The sequence below is a fragment of the Microbacterium sp. GW821-FHT01D02 genome (assembly GCF_059422585.1).
In genome coordinates, this window is record NZ_JBWKXB010000004.1 from 189,552 (window position 1) to 207,377 (window position 17,826).

At 70.8% G+C, this 17,826-nt stretch carries 16 protein-coding genes; 8 read left to right on the forward strand and 8 right to left on the reverse strand.

The features are described from left to right. Genes AC07VM_RS17930 through AC07VM_RS17945 form a run of 4 tightly spaced genes read left to right on the forward strand, consistent with a single transcriptional unit; the run spans position 1 to position 3,931 of the window. A complete protein-coding gene (locus AC07VM_RS17930) occupies positions 1-432 on the forward strand; it encodes a DUF6325 family protein (RefSeq protein ID WP_267418046.1) in 432 nt (143 codons plus the stop codon). 7 nt (positions 433-439) lie between these two features. Next, positions 440-781, forward strand: a complete 342-nt coding sequence (locus AC07VM_RS17935) for an SHOCT domain-containing protein (protein ID WP_267418044.1) — start codon at positions 440-442, stop codon at positions 779-781. A gap of 30 nt (positions 782-811) precedes the next feature. Then, entirely contained in the window at positions 812-1,528 is a 717-nt protein-coding gene (locus tag AC07VM_RS17940) for a GAP family protein (RefSeq protein ID WP_267418043.1), read from the forward strand. 60 nt (positions 1,529-1,588) lie between these two features. Beyond that, entirely contained in the window at positions 1,589-3,931 is a 2,343-nt protein-coding gene (locus tag AC07VM_RS17945) for an arylsulfatase (protein ID WP_494912571.1), read from the forward strand. A 30-nt stretch (positions 3,932-3,961) separates the two neighbouring features. Here the strand turns inward: AC07VM_RS17945 and AC07VM_RS17950 are convergent, their stop codons facing one another. The 3 genes from AC07VM_RS17950 to AC07VM_RS17960 all read right to left on the reverse strand — a co-directional run bounded on the left by AC07VM_RS17950 (position 3,962) and on the right by AC07VM_RS17960 (position 9,430). After that, entirely contained in the window at positions 3,962-6,553 is a 2,592-nt protein-coding gene (locus AC07VM_RS17950; protein ID WP_494912573.1) for a winged helix-turn-helix domain-containing protein, read from the reverse strand. A 99-nt stretch (positions 6,554-6,652) separates the two neighbouring features. Then, positions 6,653-7,633, reverse strand: a complete 981-nt coding sequence (locus tag AC07VM_RS17955; RefSeq protein ID WP_494912574.1) for an FUSC family protein — start codon at positions 7,631-7,633, stop codon at positions 6,653-6,655. A 123-nt stretch (positions 7,634-7,756) separates the two neighbouring features. Further along, positions 7,757-9,430 carry a SulP family inorganic anion transporter gene (locus AC07VM_RS17960; protein ID WP_494912576.1) on the reverse strand — a complete coding sequence of 558 codons (1,674 nt, stop codon included), beginning with the start codon at positions 9,428-9,430 and terminating at the stop codon, positions 7,757-7,759. A 189-nt stretch (positions 9,431-9,619) separates the two neighbouring features. Here AC07VM_RS17960 and AC07VM_RS17965 point away from each other — a divergent pair, with 189 nt between their 5' ends. The 3 genes from AC07VM_RS17965 (at position 9,620) to AC07VM_RS17975 (ending at position 11,554) form a co-directional block, all read left to right on the forward strand. Continuing rightward, on the forward strand, positions 9,620-10,087 hold the full coding sequence (locus AC07VM_RS17965) for a MarR family winged helix-turn-helix transcriptional regulator (RefSeq protein ID WP_494912578.1): 468 nt from the start codon (positions 9,620-9,622) through the stop codon (positions 10,085-10,087). A 22-nt stretch (positions 10,088-10,109) separates the two neighbouring features. Next, positions 10,110-11,087: a zinc-binding dehydrogenase gene (locus tag AC07VM_RS17970; protein WP_494912580.1), complete on the forward strand. Its 978-nt coding sequence runs from the start codon at positions 10,110-10,112 to the stop codon at positions 11,085-11,087. Positions 11,088-11,152: 65 nt separating this feature from the next. Then, on the forward strand, positions 11,153-11,554 hold the full coding sequence (locus AC07VM_RS17975; RefSeq protein ID WP_494912581.1) for a RidA family protein: 402 nt from the start codon (positions 11,153-11,155) through the stop codon (positions 11,552-11,554). A 12-nt stretch (positions 11,555-11,566) separates the two neighbouring features. On the opposite strand, the gene AC07VM_RS17980 is transcribed toward AC07VM_RS17975, so the two are convergent. Genes AC07VM_RS17980 through AC07VM_RS18000 form a run of 5 tightly spaced genes read right to left on the reverse strand, consistent with a single transcriptional unit; the run spans position 11,567 to position 15,639 of the window. Beyond that, positions 11,567-12,643, reverse strand: a complete 1,077-nt coding sequence (locus AC07VM_RS17980) for a DNA polymerase IV (protein WP_494912583.1) — start codon at positions 12,641-12,643, stop codon at positions 11,567-11,569. Between the two features lie 45 nt (positions 12,644-12,688). Continuing rightward, on the reverse strand, positions 12,689-13,081 hold the full coding sequence (locus AC07VM_RS17985; RefSeq protein ID WP_494912584.1) for a DUF1304 domain-containing protein: 393 nt from the start codon (positions 13,079-13,081) through the stop codon (positions 12,689-12,691). A 56-nt stretch (positions 13,082-13,137) separates the two neighbouring features. Next, positions 13,138-14,025: a CPBP family intramembrane glutamic endopeptidase gene (locus AC07VM_RS17990; RefSeq protein WP_494912586.1), complete on the reverse strand. Its 888-nt coding sequence runs from the start codon at positions 14,023-14,025 to the stop codon at positions 13,138-13,140. After that, the gene (gene trmB, locus AC07VM_RS17995) at positions 14,022-14,747 is read right to left on the reverse strand and encodes a tRNA (guanosine(46)-N7)-methyltransferase TrmB (protein WP_267418032.1); all 726 of its coding nucleotides are present in this window, start codon (positions 14,745-14,747) and stop codon (positions 14,022-14,024) included. Before trmB ends, AC07VM_RS17990 begins: the two co-directional genes overlap by 4 nt. A gap of 52 nt (positions 14,748-14,799) precedes the next feature. Beyond that, positions 14,800-15,639, reverse strand: coding sequence for a DUF3097 domain-containing protein (locus AC07VM_RS18000; protein ID WP_267418031.1), 840 nt, complete (start codon positions 15,637-15,639; stop codon positions 14,800-14,802). A gap of 122 nt (positions 15,640-15,761) precedes the next feature. Here AC07VM_RS18000 and AC07VM_RS18005 point away from each other — a divergent pair, with 122 nt between their 5' ends. Then, positions 15,762-17,801 (forward strand): TPM domain-containing protein, encoded by a 2,040-nt coding sequence (locus tag AC07VM_RS18005; RefSeq protein ID WP_494912588.1) that lies wholly within the window; start codon positions 15,762-15,764, stop codon positions 17,799-17,801. The last annotated feature ends 25 nt before the right edge of the window (positions 17,802-17,826 follow it).

Genomic DNA, 17,826 nt, shown 5'->3' on the forward strand with positions numbered 1-17,826 from the left:
ATGGAGAGATCAGCGTTCGGCCCGATCGAGTTCTACCTCGTGGGCTTCGCCGGGGACGGACCCGGAGAGGAGTTCCCGACCGTCCTCGCCGACCTGCTCGAGAATCCGAGCATCCGCCTGCTCGACCTGGTCATCATCCGGAAGTCGGCGGACGGCGCGGTCGAGGTCGTCGAAGTCGAGGAGGACCCCGGCGCGCACGGCTTCGTCGACATCGAGATCGCCGCCGCCGGCCTCACGGGCGACGAGGACATCGACGAGTTCGCGTCGCTCGTCCCCGCCGGGAGCGCCGCCGCCCTGGTCTGCATCGAGCTGCGGTGGGCGGCGAAGCTCGCGCAGGACGTGGCGGCATCCGGCGCGACCGTGCTGGCCGTGGAGCGGATCCCCGCGCCGGTGGTCAACGCCCTCGTCGACGCCGTGTCGGCCGGAGAGTGAGAGAGCCATGCCGTTCATGAGACGATTCGGCCGTCCGGGGCTGCTGGGCCTCGCCGCGCGCACCGCGGTCGTGGCCGGGACCGCGACCGCCGTGTCCGGGGGGATGATGCGCCACCGCGAGCGCCGCGCCCAGGAGGAGTACGAGCAGGAGCAGTACGAGTCGGCGCAGCAGCAGGCCGCGATCGACTCCGCCGCGCAGGCCGCGGCGGTTCCCCGCACGGCCGCCCCGCCCGCCGCGGCGGGTGGATCCGACATGGTCGCCGAGCTGCAGAAGCTCGCGGCGCTGCGGAGCTCCGGCGCTCTGACCGAGCAGGAGTTCGACGCCGCCAAGGCCCGGCTCCTGGCCTGACGTCGTCGAGGACAAGACGGGGAGGACAGCATGGGCGAACTGATCCTGGCCCTGGTTCCGGTCGCGCTCGGCGTGGTCCTGAGCCCCCTCGCGATCATGGCGCTCGTCGCCGTGCTGCTCTCCCGCAACGCCCGCGCCAACGGCATCGCCTACCTCATCGGCTGGTTCATCGGCCTTGCGGGACTCGTCGTGCTGTGCCTGTGGCTCTTCCGGCTGTTCGCCGTGCACGAGTTGAGCGAGCCGCCGCTGTGGGTGCCCGTCGTCCGCCTGGTCCTCGGGCTCTTCCTGACCGCCGCGGCCGTCTGGGTGTATCGCAAGGGACGAGCGCACATCGTGCAGATGGCGGCCGCCGCCTCCCCGAAGGACGTCGTGGCCGCGTCGCCGCAGCTGCCGGGCTGGCTCCACTCGGTGGAGTCGTTCCGCCCCGGGCGCACCCTGCTGCTCGGACTCGGGCTGTTCGTCCTGAATCCGGTCGATGCCTCGTGCGCGGTGATCGCGGCCCTCGACATCTCGCTGGCCGATGTCAGCACGAGCTCGGGCGCGTGGGTCGCCGCGATCTTCGTGGTGATCGGCACCCTGCCGATCGCGGTCCCCGTGATCTACGTCGTCGTCCGTGGTGCGGCCGCCCAGCCGCTGCTCGACCGCGTGCGGACCTGGATCGCCGGGAACACGCACGTGCTCAACGCGGCGCTGCTGCTCGTGATCGGCGCCCTCCAGCTCGAGAAGGGGATCGCCGCGCTCCTCTGAGCGCCGTCGGTCGCCCTCGCCCTGACCCCGTCGCATCGTTCCACCGAGAAGGAGAAGAACATGGCTCGTGAATTCCAGGGAAAGATCGAACTCGACGTCCGCGATTCCGTCGCGGACTGGGACGCCTTCCGAGCGCCGAAGCCGCAGGACGGCGCACCCAACGTGCTCGTCGTGCTGTACGACGACACGGGCATGGCGGCGTGGTCCCCGTATGGCGGACGGATCAGCATGCCGACCATGGACCGTCTGGCGCGGAACGGCCTGACCTACTCGCAGTGGCACACGACGGCGCTGTGCTCGCCCACGCGCTCCACGTTCCTCACCGGTCGCAACCATCACCAGAACGGGTTCGCGACCATCTCGGAGTCCTCGACCGGCTTCCCGGGCTACAACTCGCACATCCCGGAGTCGAACGCCACGATGGCGCACATCCTCCGCGATGCCGGATGGTCGACGTTCTGGGTGGGCAAGAACCACAACATCCCGATCGACGAATGGACCGCCGGCGCCTCCAAGAAGCACTGGCCGCTGGCGCAGGGCTACGACCGCTTCTACGGATTCATCGGTGGCGAGACCAACAACTGGTACCCCTCGCTCGCCGAGGACAACCACTACATCGATCAGCCGTACCTTCCGGAACAGGGATACCACCTGTCGAAGGATCTCGCGGACCAGGCGCTGACGATGATCCGCGACGTCAAGCAGACCGAGCCCGACAAGCCCTGGTACCTGTGGTTCTGCCCGGGCGCCAACCACGCGCCCCACCACGCGCCGCAGGAGTACATCGACAAGTACAAGGGGCAGTTCGACGACGGCTACGAGGCGTACCGCGACTGGGTCCTCGAACGGATGGTCGAGAAGGGCATCCTCCCGGCCGACACGGCGCTGACGGACCTGAATCCGATTCCCGACGGCCGATTCAACCCGACCGATGAGGTGCGCCCCTGGGACTCTCTGAACGCCGACGAGAAGGCAATGTTCTCCCGGATGGCAGAGGTGTACGCCGGCTTCAGCGAGTACACCGACTCGCAGGTGGGTCGGATCGTCGACTACCTCGAGGAATCGGGTCAGCTCGACAACACGCTCATCATCTACTGCGCCGACAACGGTGCCTCCGGTGAGGGCAGCCCGAACGGATCGGTCAACGAGGGCAAGATCTTCGGCGGCTACCCGGACGACGAGGCGGAGAACCTGCGCATGGTCGACGAGCTCGGCTCCCCGGCCACCTACAACCACTACCCCACCGGGTGGGCGGCGGCATTCTCGACGCCGTACAAGATGTTCAAGCGCTACACCTACCAGGGCGGCGTCTGCGACCCGCTGGTCATCCACTGGCCCGCCGGGATCACGGCGCGGGGCGAGGTCCGTCATCAGTACCACCACTCGACGGACATCGTGCCGACCATCCTGGAAGCCTGCGGGGTGGAGTTCCCCGAGGTCTACAACGGGGTCGAGCAGACACCGCTCGCCGGCGTGTCGATGGGCTACTCCTTCGACGCCGCGCCGGAGGGGCCGACGCGGAAGAAGACGCAGTACTACGAGATGCTCGGCCAGCGCGGCATCTGGCACGAGGGCTGGAAGGCCGTCGCGGTCCACGGACCCATGAGCGGGCTCAGCGACTTCGCGAACGACGAGTGGGAGCTGTACCACACGGACGTCGACCGCGCCGAGGCCACAAACCTCGCGGCGCAGCACCCGGACAAGGTCGAGGAGCTCAAGGCGCTCTGGATGGAGGAGGCGAAGGCGAACGACGTGCTCCCCCTGAACGACCTGCAGATCATCGGCAATCCGAAGGACTTCGAGACGTTCGTCGGGATGGAGTTCCACCAGCCCGCGCCGCCGTCCGGACAGTTCGTCTACTACCCCGGCACGACGGAGGTGCCGGAACGGGCGGCCGCGAACGTCCACGGCGTCTCCTACAAGATCGCGGCGGAGGTCGAATTCACGCCCGACACCGAGGGGGTGATCTTCGCTCACGGCTCGCGCTTCGGCGGTCATGCGCTCGTCGTGAAGGACGGGCAGGTGCACTACGTGTACAACTTCCTCGGCATCCCGCCGGAGGATCACGTGTCCGCACCCGTGCCGACGTCGGGAAAGCACATCATCGGCGTCGAGTTCACGAAGGAGGGCGTGGGCGAGTACCGCGAGGGCATCGGTCCCGTCACGCTGTACATCGACGACCAGCAGGTCGGCCAGAAGCGGATCCGCACGGTGCTCGGTCACTTCTCGCTCTGCGGCGAGGGACTGACGATCGGCCGCGACAGCGCCGACCCGGTGTCGTCGCTCTACGGCTACGGGTTCGACTTCACCGGCGGAGAGATCGTGAAGGTCGTGTTCGACATCGCGGACGACGCCTACCTCGACCTCGAGGCGCACCTGGCGGCGGCCATGGCGCGCGACTGACGCCCCGCCACCCGCGGCGGCCGCGTGCGCTCACTCGATCCCGAGCGCGTGCGCGGCCGCCGTCACGCTGTCCCGGTCCGAGACGCCGAGCTTCCGATAGATGTTCCGCACGTGCGTCTTCACCGTGTTCGGGGAGATGAACTCCTGCTGGGCGATCTGCCGGAGGGTCGCGTTGCGGCTCAGCGCCGCCAGCACGATGCGCTCGCGCCGCGTGAGCTCCTCCTCGACGAGGACGCCCTCGGCGGCCAGCCGCTCCCGCACCCGGTCGGCGAAGCGCGACCGCGCACCCGTCGTGGCCCGGGCCGCGAGGAGGCGCGCGACGACCGGACCGGCCTCGGCGATGCGTCGCACGTGCTCCTCGGGCTCGGCGAGGACCAGGGCCATGGAGAGCGACACCTGGGCCTGCTCCGTGTCTCCGGCCTCCACGTCGAGCACCGCCGAGACGAGCCACGCGTCCACCATCGACGCCGCCACGAGCGGAGGGGCGGTGCCGTCGAGCACCACGGCGAGCGCCGCACGGGCCGCGTCGGGACGGTGGTCGTGCAGCGCGGCGATCGCGTGCAGCACCGCCACGTCGCCCGTCGCCCCGAGCGCGCGCTCGGTGTCGGCGATGAAGCGGTCGCGCATGACGGGCTCGTCGAGCCGGTCGAACGCGTGCACGGCGAACGGACTCACCATCGCGTACCAGTGCGCCGGGAGCGGCAGGTCCTCTCGCGGGGTGAGGTTGTCGCGCAGCGTGACCGCGGCGAGGTGCGGATCGGCGGCGGCATCCGCGTCCCGCAACGCGATCATGCCCTGCAGCCCTCGGGCGATGGCATGCTCCGTCCCGCTGCCGATCACCGCGGTCGCTGCCGCGAGGATCTCGGTGCTCACCGCGCTGTCCATCCGTTCGAACGGGACCCAGTATCTCCACACCCGGCTGACCTGGTAGAACGTGCTGTCCGGCTCGCCGAGCTCCCGCCAGCGCTCGTCCAGGCGCGCTCCCGACTCGAGCACCTCGCGCATCCTCCCCCGGAACAGCGTGCCGGTGTTGAGGATCGCGTTCGCCTGCAGCTCCGCCGCCCCCATGCCGGTGGTCCGCGCCTGGTCCGCGGCGAAGCGCGCGAGGCGCTCCGCACGGTCCAGCCGTCCGACGTAGAGCTCCCCCATCGCCGCCTGCAGGGAGGCATAGGTGTCGAGCTGCGGCTCGCCGGTGGCGGCATCGAGGGCGACGGAGAGACGCGCCAGCGCCTCGGCGATCCCTCCCCGCCGCACGGCCGTGTGCAGATCGAGCCCGGCCTGCCAGTGCCGCGTCACCGCGGACGCCTCTGCGTCGCGCAGCCGAGCGAGCACGGCGGCCGCGGCGGACTCGTCGCCGCGCGCCAGCTCCGCGGCGGCGATCAGCATCTGCACCGTCGGCTCGGTCCGCACCGTCGGGCTCATGCCCGCCGCCGCGTCGAGCACATCGTCGGCATGCCCCATCAGGATCAGCTGCATCCCGCACCGCCGCAGGACGACCGAGACGCAGACGGCATCACCGCTGCGCATGGCATGACGCAACGCCGAGAGGTGCTCCTGCCGCGTCGCGAACCACTCCGCGGCGGTCTTCTGGAGCTCGCCCACCGCGCGCGGGCCGCGGTCCTCCAGGCGCGCGAGCAGGAACTCCCGCAGCAGCGGGTGGTAGTGGTAGCGCACGGGATCCTCCCCCGTGCGCTCGATCAGCGCGTTGAGGCGCGTGAGGCGTTCGACCATGCCGCCGGCCGGTGCCCCTCCCGACAGCGTGTGCGCGAGGTCGAGCGTGAACTCCTCGGGCACCGCCGTCGTGAGGAGGAACTCGACGAGGTCGTCGTCGAGTTCCGCGAACACCTCCTCGGCGAAGTAGTCCACGACGGCCGGAGCGTTTCCGTGCAGCGGACGGTCGATGGCCTTCCGATCCTCGAGCGCCGCGACCGCCATCAGCTGCAGACCGGTCGCCCACCCTTCCGTGCGCTGCAGGATCGCGCTGACCTCCCCCTGCGAGAGGCGCACGCCCCGGGTACCGAAGAAGGAGCGGACCTCGGCCGGTGTGAACGCCAGGTCGTGGTTGTCGAGGGCCAGCGCGATCCCCGCGATGCGGCGCCGCGCCACCCGCACCAGCCCGGTCCCGCGCCCCGACATCACGACGTGGGCGTTGCCGGGCACCGCGCCCGCGAAGGCCGACAGATCGTCCGCCAGCGCGCGGTCCTCCACGTGGTGGATGTCGTCGAGGATCACGACGATGCGTCGTGTCGAGGCGCGGAGAGCCCGGGCCAGCGATCGGGCGGCGTCCGGTACCGGGGCGGTGGCCGCCCGCGCGAGACTCGTGCGGAGCCCCTCGTCGTCGACCTGTTCGAGGGCCGCGCGCAGCGGTGCGAGATCGGTGTCACCCCGTCGGAATGCGAGCCAGACGACGTCGGTCCCGGGGTCCGCCCCGACCTCGTCCGCCCAGTGCAGGAGCAATCGGGTCTTCCCGGCACCCGCCGGCGCCGTGACCAGCGTCAAGGTCCACGGCTCGTCCATCGCGGCCGTCAGCCGCGTGAGCAGCCTCCGCCGCCGCACCTCTCCTCGCCCTTCCCTCGAACCCTTCTCCTCCGGCACGCCCGAGTTCCACGTGTCCTCATCCATCGGCACCCCCCGATTGAATCGACCAAGAGCCTCCCCGCCCTTGTGGGCAGTATGTCAGCACGGCCGGAAGCACTCAAGGGTCTGCAGAGGACGGCGTGACTATGCCGTCATCCGGCGTCGGCGCCGCGTGAGCGCCGCCAGGAGAGCGGGCACCACCGTGCCGAAGAGCAGCGCGAGGCCGACCCCGACCACGGTCTCGACGGTGCGTTCGAGAAAGCGCTCGCCCGGCGAGGCCGAGGAGGTCGAGAGGATCAGCAGGAGCACCAGGAAAGTCGTGAACGCCGGGGCGACGTACCAGCGGCTCGCCTGCGTCGCGCTGAGGGCGCCGACGACGAGTCCGATCGAGACCGCGACCACCGGCGGTCCCGGTGAGAGCACCGCGAGGGCCGCGGCGGCCAGGGCTCCCGCGAGCACCGAGAGCGCACGTCCGGCACTGCGGGCGATGAGCTGGCCGCGGACCGGGCGCATGACGAGCAGGACCGCCCCGGTCGCCCAGCCGACGTGCTCCAGGCCCAGCAGGAAGCCGACGGCCGCGGCCGTCGCTGCGGCGGTGCCGAGGAGGAGGCCGTAGACGAGCATCGCCCTTCCGCGCGGCACGGGAGGAGCCGCCAGTGCGGGAGCATCCGTCTGCGGCCAGAGCAGGGACACCACCCAGGCGTAGACCGAACCCGCCACCATGCATCCGGCGAGCGCGAGAGTGACGGTCGACCACGCGAGGCTCAACCCGAGACCCACCATCGGCAGTGCCAGGACCAGCACCAGCTGTGCGAAGCGCCCGCGGGTCGCGTTGACGCTCGCGAGCACGGCGAGCACGAACAGGGCACCCACGGCGATCATCGGGGACAGCGCGAGGAGCGATCCCAGCAGCAGTCCGGCCGCACTGAGCGCGCCGATCATCACGATCACACCCCGTGCGCGGCGACGCGGCGGGAGCCCGAACGCAGCCGCGGGGAGAACGCCGACGGCGACGGCGAGTCCCAGCGTCGGAGCGAAGGGGGTGACGGCCAGAGCCGGGAGCGCGAAGACGACGCCGAGCCCGAATCGCGACCAGTTCCAGCTCAGACCCCTCTGGTGATCCACCCTGTCCGCCTCGGCGACGTCGTGCTTCCGATGCCGATCCGCATTCCTGCCCCCTCGCTGATCGAGCCGCGGCGGCACTGCCGCCCGCTCTCGTGGTCAGCCTAAGGATCCGCCGGGCCCGCGTCAGCGCGCGTCGTCGACTTCACCAGGGTGAACGGCATCGGTTCCGCCATCCCGCCTCCCCGTGTCGGCGGCTGCGGCCATCCCCTCGTCGACGGAGTCGTGGACGCGACCCGCCGCGACGAGGTGCTCGAACCACGGGGTGCGGCTCGCGACGGCCGCCGCCGCCGGGGGCAGGGCGGCGAGACGAAGGATGACGCCGCGCTGCGCGAGCTCCCGATCGAGGTCCTGGAGCGCGTCGAGAACCGTGATCGTCATGACCTCCTGCGGCTTCATACCGACCACGACGGTGTCGACGGGAGTGGCCTCGTGGTCGAGCAGGGCGAGGATCTCGCGCTCGTTGACCAGAGCGTTCGCGGTGTAGAGCCCGCGTTCGAGGTCGATGCCGAGGGCCCCGTCGGCAGGCCCGACCTTCCGCAATCTGGGCTTGTTGACCTCGCGCAGCACGAGGATCAGCGTGACGACCACGCCCACGGCCACGGCGGGCAGCAGACCCGCGGTGAGACCGATGATCGCGACGGACAGCGCGATCCAGAAGTCCACCCGGCTGATGCGCGCCCACCGCACCAGCTCCGGGATGTTCACGAGCCCGGCGACCGCGACGAACACCATGGCGGCGAGAGTGGCCTCAGGAAGCAGGCTGAGGACGGGACCCAGGAACAGGGCCACGAGGATCGCCAGCACGACCGTGACCACCGTGGAGACCTGCGACCGCGCTCCGGCGCTCTGGTTCACGGCGCTCTGCGAGAAGCCGCCGGCGGCGGGCATGGTCCCGAAGAACGCGCCGAGCGTGTTCGCGGCTCCGGTGGCGAACAGCTCTTGATCGCTGTCGATCTGAGGCTCCTTCGCCGCCCGCAGGCTGCGGGCGACGGCAGCCGACTCCAGGAATGCCATGACGGCGATCGCCAGGGCTCCGGGAACCAGGGCGATCGCCTGGGCGAAATCGGGGATCCCGGGGACGGGCAGCCCGCTCGGCACCTCCGTGATCAGTCCGACCCCGAGCCGGTCGATCCCCGCCAGCCAGACGAGGAGGATGCCGCCGACCACGACGACGAGCGTCCCCGGGATCTTCGGGGCGAACCGCTTCAGGAGGAGCAGGACGACGATCGATCCTGCGGACAGCGCGACGGTCGGCCAGTTCACGCTGTCGAAGGCCTGTGCGACGGCGGCCAGGGACCGGAGGAACCCATGCCCGGAGAAGTTGAAGCTCTCCCCCAGCAGCTTGGGCAGCTGCCCCACGGCGACCGTGGCCCCGACGCCGATCTTGAGTCCGAGCACGGTCGCTCCGCTGATGTTCTCGACGAGCGTTCCGAGGCGGCAGAGGCGGGCGAGCAGCAGCACCACGCCGACGAGCAAGGTCAGCATCATGAGAGAGCCGATCGCGTCGTCCGATCCTGCGGCGACCCCGGCGGAGACGAGGGTGGTCGCGGTCAGCGTCGCGATCGTCGACGTCGTCGACACGCTCATCGCCCGGCTGCCCCCCAGGAACGCGTACACGAGCATGGGCAGGATGCAGGTGTAGAGCCCGACCTGCACCGGCAGATTCGCGATCGTGGCGTAGGCCATCCCCTGCGGGATCACGACGGCACCGGCGGACAGACCCGCGATGACGTCTTTGACGATCCACTTCTGCTGGTAGCCGTCGAGCGTGCTGAACAGCCACGGCGGTCGTCTCACGGCGCCCTCCTGCCTCCGGGGATCGGTTGGCCCGAGCGTACTGCGGCGCGAGCGTCGGGTGACGGCGTCCCTCACCCGCGACGGGTGGGCTCACCCGGGTGAACTCGCCCGTCGGGCCACCCGCTCGACACTCCGATCGTCATCGGAATTTAAGTTGTGCACAACTCAATCGTGTGCAATCCTTGAGCCATGGCCATGACCGAAGAGATGGTGTGCTTCTCGCTGTACTCCGCCGCCCGCGCCACGACGCAGGCGTATCGGGCGCTGCTCGCGCCCTGGGGGCTGACATACCCCCAGTACCTGGTGCTCGCCGCGCTCTGGCTCGAGGGCGATCAGACAGTCGGCTCGCTCGGGGCGCTGATGCGCCTCGACTCCGGCACCCTCTCCCCCCTCATCCGTCGGCTCGAGCAGAGCGGTCTGGTCTCCAAGGCCCGCGACGGCGCCGACGAGCGGGTCGTCACGGTGCGCCTGACCGAGCGGGGCCAGGAGCTCCGCTCCGAGGTCGCCCCGATCCACTCCCGGATCGCGGAGGTCGCCGGCCTCCACGACGACGAGCAGCGGCGCCGACTGATCGCCGAGCTGCAGGACATCACCGACCGCCTCCAGCGCGAGACCGCCGAGCTCGGCGCGATCGCGCGCGGCGACGGCACCCACTGACGACAGAACAGGAACCCACCCCATGCGCGCACTCATCCACCCCACCTTCGGCGAGCCGGAGCAGGTCCTCCGCGTCGAGGACCGTCCCGTCCCCGAGCCCGGAGCGGGCCAGGTCCGCCTGCGGGTCGTGCTCTCCCCCATCCACAACCACGACCTGTGGACCGTCCGCGGCACCTACGGATTCAAGCCCGAGCTGCCCGCGCCGTCGGGCACGGAAGCGCTCGGTGTCGTCGACGCCGTCGGCGCGGGCGTCGAGCACCTCTCGGTCGGACAGCGGGTCGCCACGGGCGGCACGTTCGGCGCGTGGGCCGAGTACCTCGTGACGAACGCCGCCGGCCTGGTCCCGGTACCCGACGCGATCCCGGACGAGACGGCCGCGCAGCTGGTCTCGATGCCCTTCAGCACGATCACGCTGCTGGACTTCCTCGACGTGAAGGAGGGCGACTGGATCGTGCAGAACGCCGCCAACGGCGCCGTGGGACGCATGCTCGCGCAGCTCGGAGCGGCGCGCGGGGTCAAGGTCCTCGGGCTCGTCCGCCGCACCGCGGGCGTCGAAGAACTCCGCGAGCAGGGCATCGACGAGGTCGTCGCCACCGATCAGGACGACTGGCGGGAACAGGTCGACGCGTTCACGGGCGGGGCACCGATCGTCGCGGGCGTCGACTCCGTCGGCGGTGCATCGGCCGGCCAGGTCCTCTCGCTCCTCGCCGAGGGAGGAACGCTGGTCGCCTTCGGCGCGATGGACTCGCCCACGATGGAGATCGCCTCCTCCGACGTCATCTTCAAGCAGGCCACCGTGAAGGGGTTCTGGGGCAGCAAGGTGATCCCGCAGCTCGACGCCTCGACGCGCAGCGCCCTGTTCGGCGAGCTGTTCCAGCGCCTGGGCGACGGCACCCTGACCCTTCCCGTCGCCGGCGTGTTCGACGCCGCCGACATCCGTGCGGCGGTCCAGGCGAGCAGCACCCCCGGACGCGTCGGCAAGGTGCTCCTCCGGTTCTGATCCCGCATTCCGCCCGGGGCCGGGCAGGGGTTCCCGATGTCCGCCCCCGGGTGCAGAGTGTGGGCATGGAGATCACACTCGCTCAGCCCGAGGGACTCGTCGTGAGCCCCGCATTCAGCCACGTCGCCGTCGTGCCTCCCGGCGCCACGACGATCTACGTCGGAGGCCAGAACGGCATCGACGAGACCGGGAAGGTCGTCTCCGCGGACGCCGGCGAGCAGTCGCTGCGCGCCGTGGAGAACGCCCGCATCGCTCTCGAATCCGCCGGGGCCGGCCTCGACGACGTGATCAGCTGGACGGTCCTCATCCATCAGGAGGCGGATCTTCGCGCGGCCTACGGTGCGGTCGCGTCGAGGCTGGCGCGCGAAGGCGCCCCGCCCCTCGTGACCGCGGCGATCGTGGCGGGGCTGGGCGTCCCCGGCGCCCTCATCGAGGTGAGCGCGGTCGCTGCCGTCATCCGCGACTGAGGGCCGGCGGACTCAGATCCGTCCGCGCACCGGCGTCCGCTCGGCGCCGTCCGCGTCATCCGGCATCGTCATCTCCGCGCGCACACCGAGCAGCCGGATCTCGCGCTCCGGGTCGAGCGTCGTCCCCAGCGCGAGTGCCGCGGCGACGAACTCCTCGCGGTCCTCGGTCGGACGCGGCAGCTTCCGTCCGATCGTCTTGGTGTCGAACGGGGCGTACCGCACCTTCAGGTGCACGCGCACGGCCGGCCTGCCTTCAGCCCTGCAGTCGTCGAAGGCCTGGACGGCGAGCTCCCGGATCGCACCCTCGACCTGCGACGGCGTCGTGAGGTTCTGCTGATAGGTCGTCTCCCGGCTGTGACTGCGGGCGACCCAGGGCGTGTCGTCCACGGTGCTCGGCCCGATCCCGGATCCCAGGCCGTGGTACCAGACGCCCATCCGCGGGCCGAACTCCGCGACGAGCGCCTCCTCGTCGGCATCGGCGAGTTCGCGCACGGTCTCGATGCCGTGCGCGGCCAGACGCTTCTGCACCTTCGAGCCCACGCCCCAGAGGTCGCGGGTCGGCTTGTCGCCCATGACCTCGAACCAGTTCTCCGCCGTGAGCCGGAAGATCCCGCGGGGCTTGCCGAACTCGGTCGCGATCTTGGCGCGCACCTTGTTGTCGCCGATGCCGACCGAGCAGTGCAGCTCGGTCGCGGCGAGCACGGCGGCCTGGGCGCGGCGGGCGACACCCTCCGGATCATCCGTCGTGACGCCCAGGAAGCACTCGTCCCATCCGACCACTTCGAGCACGACCTCGGGCAGTGCACGGAGCGCCGCCATCACGTCCCCCGAGGCGACCGCATAGGCCTCGTGGTCGACGGGCAGGAACACCGCGTCCTCCGGCGCCTTGCGAGCCGCGATCTTGAGGGGCATCCCCGAGCCGATCCCGAACTTGCGCGCTTCGTACGAGGCGGTCGACACGACGGCGCGCTCGGTCGGGTCACCGCGACCGCCGACGATCACCGGGAGACCGGCGAGCTCCGGGCGACGCAGGACCTCGACGGCGGCGATGAACTGGTCCATGTCCACGTGCAGCACCCAGTCGGCCATGCAAAGAGTGTGACTGCTGCGGGGGCGGATGTCACCCCATGACCGTCAGGCGATGGCGACGCCGATGCCGGTGGCGATCAGCGCGAGCAGCGGGAGCGTCCCCTGCATCAGCGCGGCGCGAGCCTTCGAGCGGTCCGACAGCACCAGGACGAGGGCGGCGGCGAACATCATGGCCGTGCCTGCGAACACCAGGGTCAGGCCGACCGTCTGCGCCCCCACGATCACCAGACCGATGCCGAGCAGGGTCGTGAGCGCCAGGAAGAGGTTGTAGAAGCCCTGGTTGAAGGCGAGCTGCTTCATCGTGATCGCATCCGCCTCACTGGCGACACCGAAGATCTTCCTCGTCTCCGGGTCGGTCCATCGCAGCGACTCGAGCGCGAAGATGAAGACGTGGAACGCAGCGGCCGCTGCGGCGAGGACGAGACCGACGATGAGCATGGGCTGATTCTCCCGTTCACCGGGGTCGCGGGGCAAGCCGGACGCGGCCGGAGCACTCAGACGAGGAAGATCGGCAGCAGCCCGGGATTGTGCGCGTGCACGAGCACGGCGAACACCACGGCGTCGAAGAGCAGGTGCACCGTGACGACGTAGGCGAGTGAGTGCGTGCGGAGGAAGATGTAGCCCTGCAGCAGGGCGAACGGGATCGTGAGCAGAGGCCCCCACTCGCGATAGCCCAGCTCCCAGAGGAACGAGACGAACACGATGGCCTGCAGCAGGTTCGCGACCAGATCCGGGAAGTGACGGCGCAGCAGCGCGAACACCGTGCAGATGAAGAACAGCTCGTCCCAGATGCCGACCGCGCCGACGCCGACGAAGAGCCGGGCGATCAGCTCCGGCGTGTCGACCACCGGCCAGTTCTGATAGACGCCGCTGGTGATGAAGTAGAACGGCAGGATCAGCCAGCCCAGCACCAGTACCGCCACGAGCCATCCCCACTGCAACCGCCCCCAGCGACGGTGCGTACGCCACGGGAAGCCGATCGCCCGGTCGCGATACACGAACCGCGAGACGACGTACGGCACTGCCACGGCGCCGCCGAGCGCGAGCGTGAAGCGCAGCATCGCGAGGTTGTCCAGCTCGGCGGCGAGCGGGATGACGCTGACGATCAGCATGCCGATGGCGATCAGCGAGAGGTCGCGGGTGAGCGACGGCGGGCGCACATCCGCCACCGAGGCCGTGTCACGCCGCGCCCCGACGCGCACCACCTGATCCTCGACGTTCCGCGCCCGCTCGATCAGCCAGGCGGACCCGACCCCGAGAGCGAGCAGCAGCCAGCCCAGCCACGGGATCTCCAGCACGAAGAAGGCCGGAGCTGCGGCGCACACGAGCACGGCGGGCGCGATGCCCACCCGCAGCGGCGTGACGCGCCGCACGTCGGTCACGCGCGAGCCCTGCGCCGATAGACCAGATCGCGGATGTCGCGTCCCTTCGCGATGCCCTTGCGCTCGAACGCGGTCATGACGCGTCCGTCGAAGCGTTCCGCCCACTCCCCCTCGAACGCGCGCTCGAACAGCGGCTCGGCGTCGAGCACCTCGCGCATCTGCAGCGCGTAGTCCTCCCAGTCGGTGGCGAGGCGGAGGAGCCCGCCGTCGCGCAGCGCCCGTGCCGCGGTGTCACCGAATCCCTGCCGCACCAGGCGTCGCTTGGTGTGCTTCTTCTTGTGCCACGGGTCGGGGAAGAAGATCCACACCTCGCGAGCCGCGGCTTCGGGCAGGTACGACGAGAGCACCTCGGGGGCATTCGCCTCGACCACGCGCAGGTTGCGGGCGCCCTCCCGATCGGCGTCGAGCATCGTCCGCGCGAGGCCGGCGCGGAACACCTCCACGGCGAGGAAGTCGTCGTCGGGGCGCGCGGAGGCCGCGGCCACGATCGCGTGCCCCTGGCCGGATCCGATCTCCACGTAGAGGTCGGCGTCGCGTCCGTACTCGGTCGCCGGGTCCAGGCGCGCCTCCGGGTGCACCGAGGTCCAGGCGACGTCGCGCGGGACGTCGAGCAGGTAGTGCGGGCCGAGCTCGGTGAAGGCGCGCTCCTGCGCGTCGGACATCCGGCCGCTGCGGCGCACGAACGACACCGGCTCGTCTCGGAAGGTACGGGGTTCGGGCATGTGTTCCAGGGTAGCCGCCGGGCCCGCCCCGTCCCGCGCGTGCAGACCCGCGTCAGGCCGGCGGGGCCGTCACGAAGTCGATGAGCTCTTCCACCCGACCGAGCAGGGCGGGCTCCAGGTCCCGATAGGTCGTCACCTTGGAGAGGATGTGCTGCCACGCCCGCCCGGTGTCGCCCTGCGTCTCGTACGGCCAGCCGAACGCCTGGCAGATGCCCGTCTTCCAGTCGGTGCCGCGCGGGATCTCGGGCCACTTCGCGATGCCGAGGGCGCGCGGCGTCACACACTGCCAGACGTCGACGAACGGGTGTCCGACGATGCGGATATGGCGGCCGTGCGGGCCGCGGGCGACCGCCTCCGCGATCCTCGACTCCTTCGACCCGGGGACGAGGTGGTCCACGAGCACGCCGTAGCGCCGCGTCGCGCTCGGCGGCTCGGCGGCGAGCAGCTCATCGAGCAGATCGACGCCCTGCAGGAACTCGACGACGACGCCCTCGACGCGGAGATCCGCGCCCCAGACCTTCTCGACGAGCTCGGCGTCGTGCTTGCCCTCGACGAGGATGCGGCTGGGCAGGGCGACCCGCGCCCGCTGATCGGCGACGACGAAGGACCCGGAGGCCGTGCGGCGCGGGCCCTGTTCCCTCGCAGCGGGCGGGACGAGGCGGACCGGAGCCCCGTCGATGAGGAAGCCTCCGCCGAGCGGGAACAGCCGACGGCGGCCCACCCGGTCCTCCAGCTCGACATTGCCGCCCTGCACGCGGGTGACCGCGCCGCAGAAGCCGTCGTCCGCGACCTCGACGACGAGATCCGTCTCCGCCGCGATCTGCGGCACCTGCTTCGCACCGCGCTCGCGCCAGCCGGTCGCCAGCACATCCGCTCCGTACATGTCGTCCATGCCATCCAGCGTATGTGTCTCCGCTCAGGGCGAACGGCGAACCCGCCTCTGATGCTGTCGCGTGTCGGGCTCTGTGCATAGACTCATGGCATGGGGCTCGGCTGCCGGTCGGAGGGAACACGATGACGAAACGGTGGCTGGCGCTGGCCGCCCTCACACTGGCCGCAGTCGCCGGAGCGTTCACCGCCTCCGCGGCCTCCGCCACCGATCCGGTCACCCTCGACGCCGGGTACGTCACCGATCAGGCCGGCGTCCTCAGTGCCGACGACGAGGCCACCGTCGAAGCGCGGCTCCAGGAGCTGACCGACAACTCGAGCGCCGACCTGTTCGTCGTCCTCGTCGACGACTTCACGAATCCGAGTGACAGCGTCGGCTGGGCCGATACGGTCGCGCAGGCGAACGGGCTCGGAACGGATCAGTACCTCCTCGCGATCGCCGTCGACGGGCGCAACTACTTCATCCACGCGAACTCCGACGGCCCGGTGAGCTTCGATCAGCTCGACGCGATCGAGGACAAGATGGTCCCGCTCGCCGCCCAGGGCGACTGGGTCGGGGCGATCACGCTCGCCGCGGACGAGATCCAGGGCGACGGAGGTGCCGGAGCCCTCAGAGTCACGCTGATCGTGATCGGCGTCATCGCCGCCGCACTCCTCATCTGGCTCGTCGTCGCGCTCGTGCGCCGCGCCCGCCGCAGGGCCGAGATCCGCGAGCGGGGCGCGATGCCCGAGACGCCGGATCCGGCCGACCCGTTCTCCACCCTCACCGACCAGCAGGTCGAGACGCAGGCGGGCCTCGCGCTCGTGCAGGCCGACGACGCCATCACCTCCAGCAAGGAGGAGCTCGGCTTCGCCGTCGCTCAGTTCGGTGAGGGCGCGACCGAGGAGTTCACGCGCGTCGTCGATGCCGCCAAGGCCAAGATCGCGGAGGCGTTCGACCTCAAGCAGAAGCTCGACGACGAGATCGAGGACACGATCCACGACCGTCGGGCCTGGCACATCCGCATCATCCAGATCGCCGACGAGATCGACGACGTCCTGGACGACAACACCGAGGCGTTCGACGCCCTCCGCAAGCTGGAGCAGAACGCCCCGCAGGAGCTGGAGCGCGTCCGCGGTGAGCGTGCCGCGGTGGAGCCCGTCCTCGCCGCGGCCGCACCGGCCCTCGCCGCGCTCTCTGCGACCTACGCCCCCGCGGCGCTCGCGATGGTGGCGGACAACCCCGCTCAGGCCCGTGAGCGCGCGGATCTCGCGGATCGCTCGATCGACGCGGCGGCGCAGGCGATCGCGGCCGGCCGCTCCGGCGAGGCGGCCTTCGCAATCCGTACGGCGGAGCAGTCCGTGGCCCAGGCCGCGCAGCTCGCCCAGGCGGTCACGACCCTCGGCAGCGAGCTCTCCGCGATCGAGGCGCAGTCCCAGGCTCTCGTCACCGAGCTGCAGGGAGACCTCGCCGCCGCTCAGCAGCTGCCCGATGCCGACGGCTCGATCGCGGCAGCCGCCTCGACGACCGCCCAGCAGCTCCAGGTCGCACAGTCCGACCTCGCCGGGTCCGCACGCAACCCGCAGCGGGTGCTCGAAGCGCTCACCGCCGCGAATGCCCAGATCGATGCCGCGATCGCGCAGGGCAGGGAGGGCGTCGAACGGGCTCGCCGTGTGCAGCAGATGCTCGAGCAGACCCTCGCGCAGGCGAACTCGGAGATCCGCGCCGCCCGGGAGTTCATCGAGACGCGGCGCGGCACCGTGGGCTCCACCGCGCGCACGCGTCTGGCCAACGCCGAAGCCAGCCTGAACCAGGCGCTGAACCTGCGCGCGAACGATCCGGAGGCCGCGCTGGCGGAGGCCAATCGGGCCCTCGCGCTGGCGGGGCAGGCCACCTCCGCGGCCCAGGCCGACATGCAGGCCTACCAGCCGCCCGGCTACGGGAACGACAGCCTGGGCGGGCTGTTCGGCGGATCCGGCTCCTCGTCCGGCGGCTCCGGACTCGGCGGCGACATCCTCGGCGGCATCATCGGCGGATTGCTCGCCGGCGGTGGCGGCGGAGGCTCCTCGCACCGGAGCAGCAGCGGCTGGCGCTCCTCCGGTGGCGGCGGATTCCGCAGCTCCGGCTTCGGTGGCGGCGGGGGCTCTCGCGGCTCCAGTCGCCGATCGGGAGGTCGACGCTTCTGATCCCCTACACAGACACTTACGCCAA

What these genes read in the sequence shown, in the direction of transcription:
- AC07VM_RS17930 (WP_267418046.1), top strand. Translation starts at nt 1, where the DNA reads ATGGAGAGATCAGCGTTCGGCCCGATCGAGTTCTACCTCGTGGGCTTC.
- AC07VM_RS17935 (WP_267418044.1), top strand. Translation starts at nt 440, where the DNA reads ATGCCGTTCATGAGACGATTCGGCCGTCCGGGGCTGCTGGGCCTCGCC.
- AC07VM_RS17940 (WP_267418043.1), top strand. Translation starts at nt 812, where the DNA reads ATGGGCGAACTGATCCTGGCCCTGGTTCCGGTCGCGCTCGGCGTGGTC.
- AC07VM_RS17945 (WP_494912571.1), top strand. Translation starts at nt 1,589, where the DNA reads ATGGCTCGTGAATTCCAGGGAAAGATCGAACTCGACGTCCGCGATTCC.
- AC07VM_RS17950 (WP_494912573.1), bottom strand. Translation starts at nt 6,553, where the DNA reads ATGGATGAGGACACGTGGAACTCGGGCGTGCCGGAGGAGAAGGGTTCG.
- AC07VM_RS17965 (WP_494912578.1), top strand. Translation starts at nt 9,620, where the DNA reads ATGGCCATGACCGAAGAGATGGTGTGCTTCTCGCTGTACTCCGCCGCC.
- AC07VM_RS17970 (WP_494912580.1), top strand. Translation starts at nt 10,110, where the DNA reads ATGCGCGCACTCATCCACCCCACCTTCGGCGAGCCGGAGCAGGTCCTC.
- AC07VM_RS17975 (WP_494912581.1), top strand. Translation starts at nt 11,153, where the DNA reads ATGGAGATCACACTCGCTCAGCCCGAGGGACTCGTCGTGAGCCCCGCA.
- AC07VM_RS17980 (WP_494912583.1), bottom strand. Translation starts at nt 12,643, where the DNA reads ATGGCCGACTGGGTGCTGCACGTGGACATGGACCAGTTCATCGCCGCC.
- AC07VM_RS17985 (WP_494912584.1), bottom strand. Translation starts at nt 13,081, where the DNA reads ATGCTCATCGTCGGTCTCGTCCTCGCCGCAGCGGCCGCTGCGTTCCAC.
- trmB (WP_267418032.1), bottom strand. Translation starts at nt 14,747, where the DNA reads ATGCCCGAACCCCGTACCTTCCGAGACGAGCCGGTGTCGTTCGTGCGC.
- AC07VM_RS18000 (WP_267418031.1), bottom strand. Translation starts at nt 15,639, where the DNA reads ATGGACGACATGTACGGAGCGGATGTGCTGGCGACCGGCTGGCGCGAG.
- AC07VM_RS18005 (WP_494912588.1), top strand. Translation starts at nt 15,762, where the DNA reads ATGACGAAACGGTGGCTGGCGCTGGCCGCCCTCACACTGGCCGCAGTC.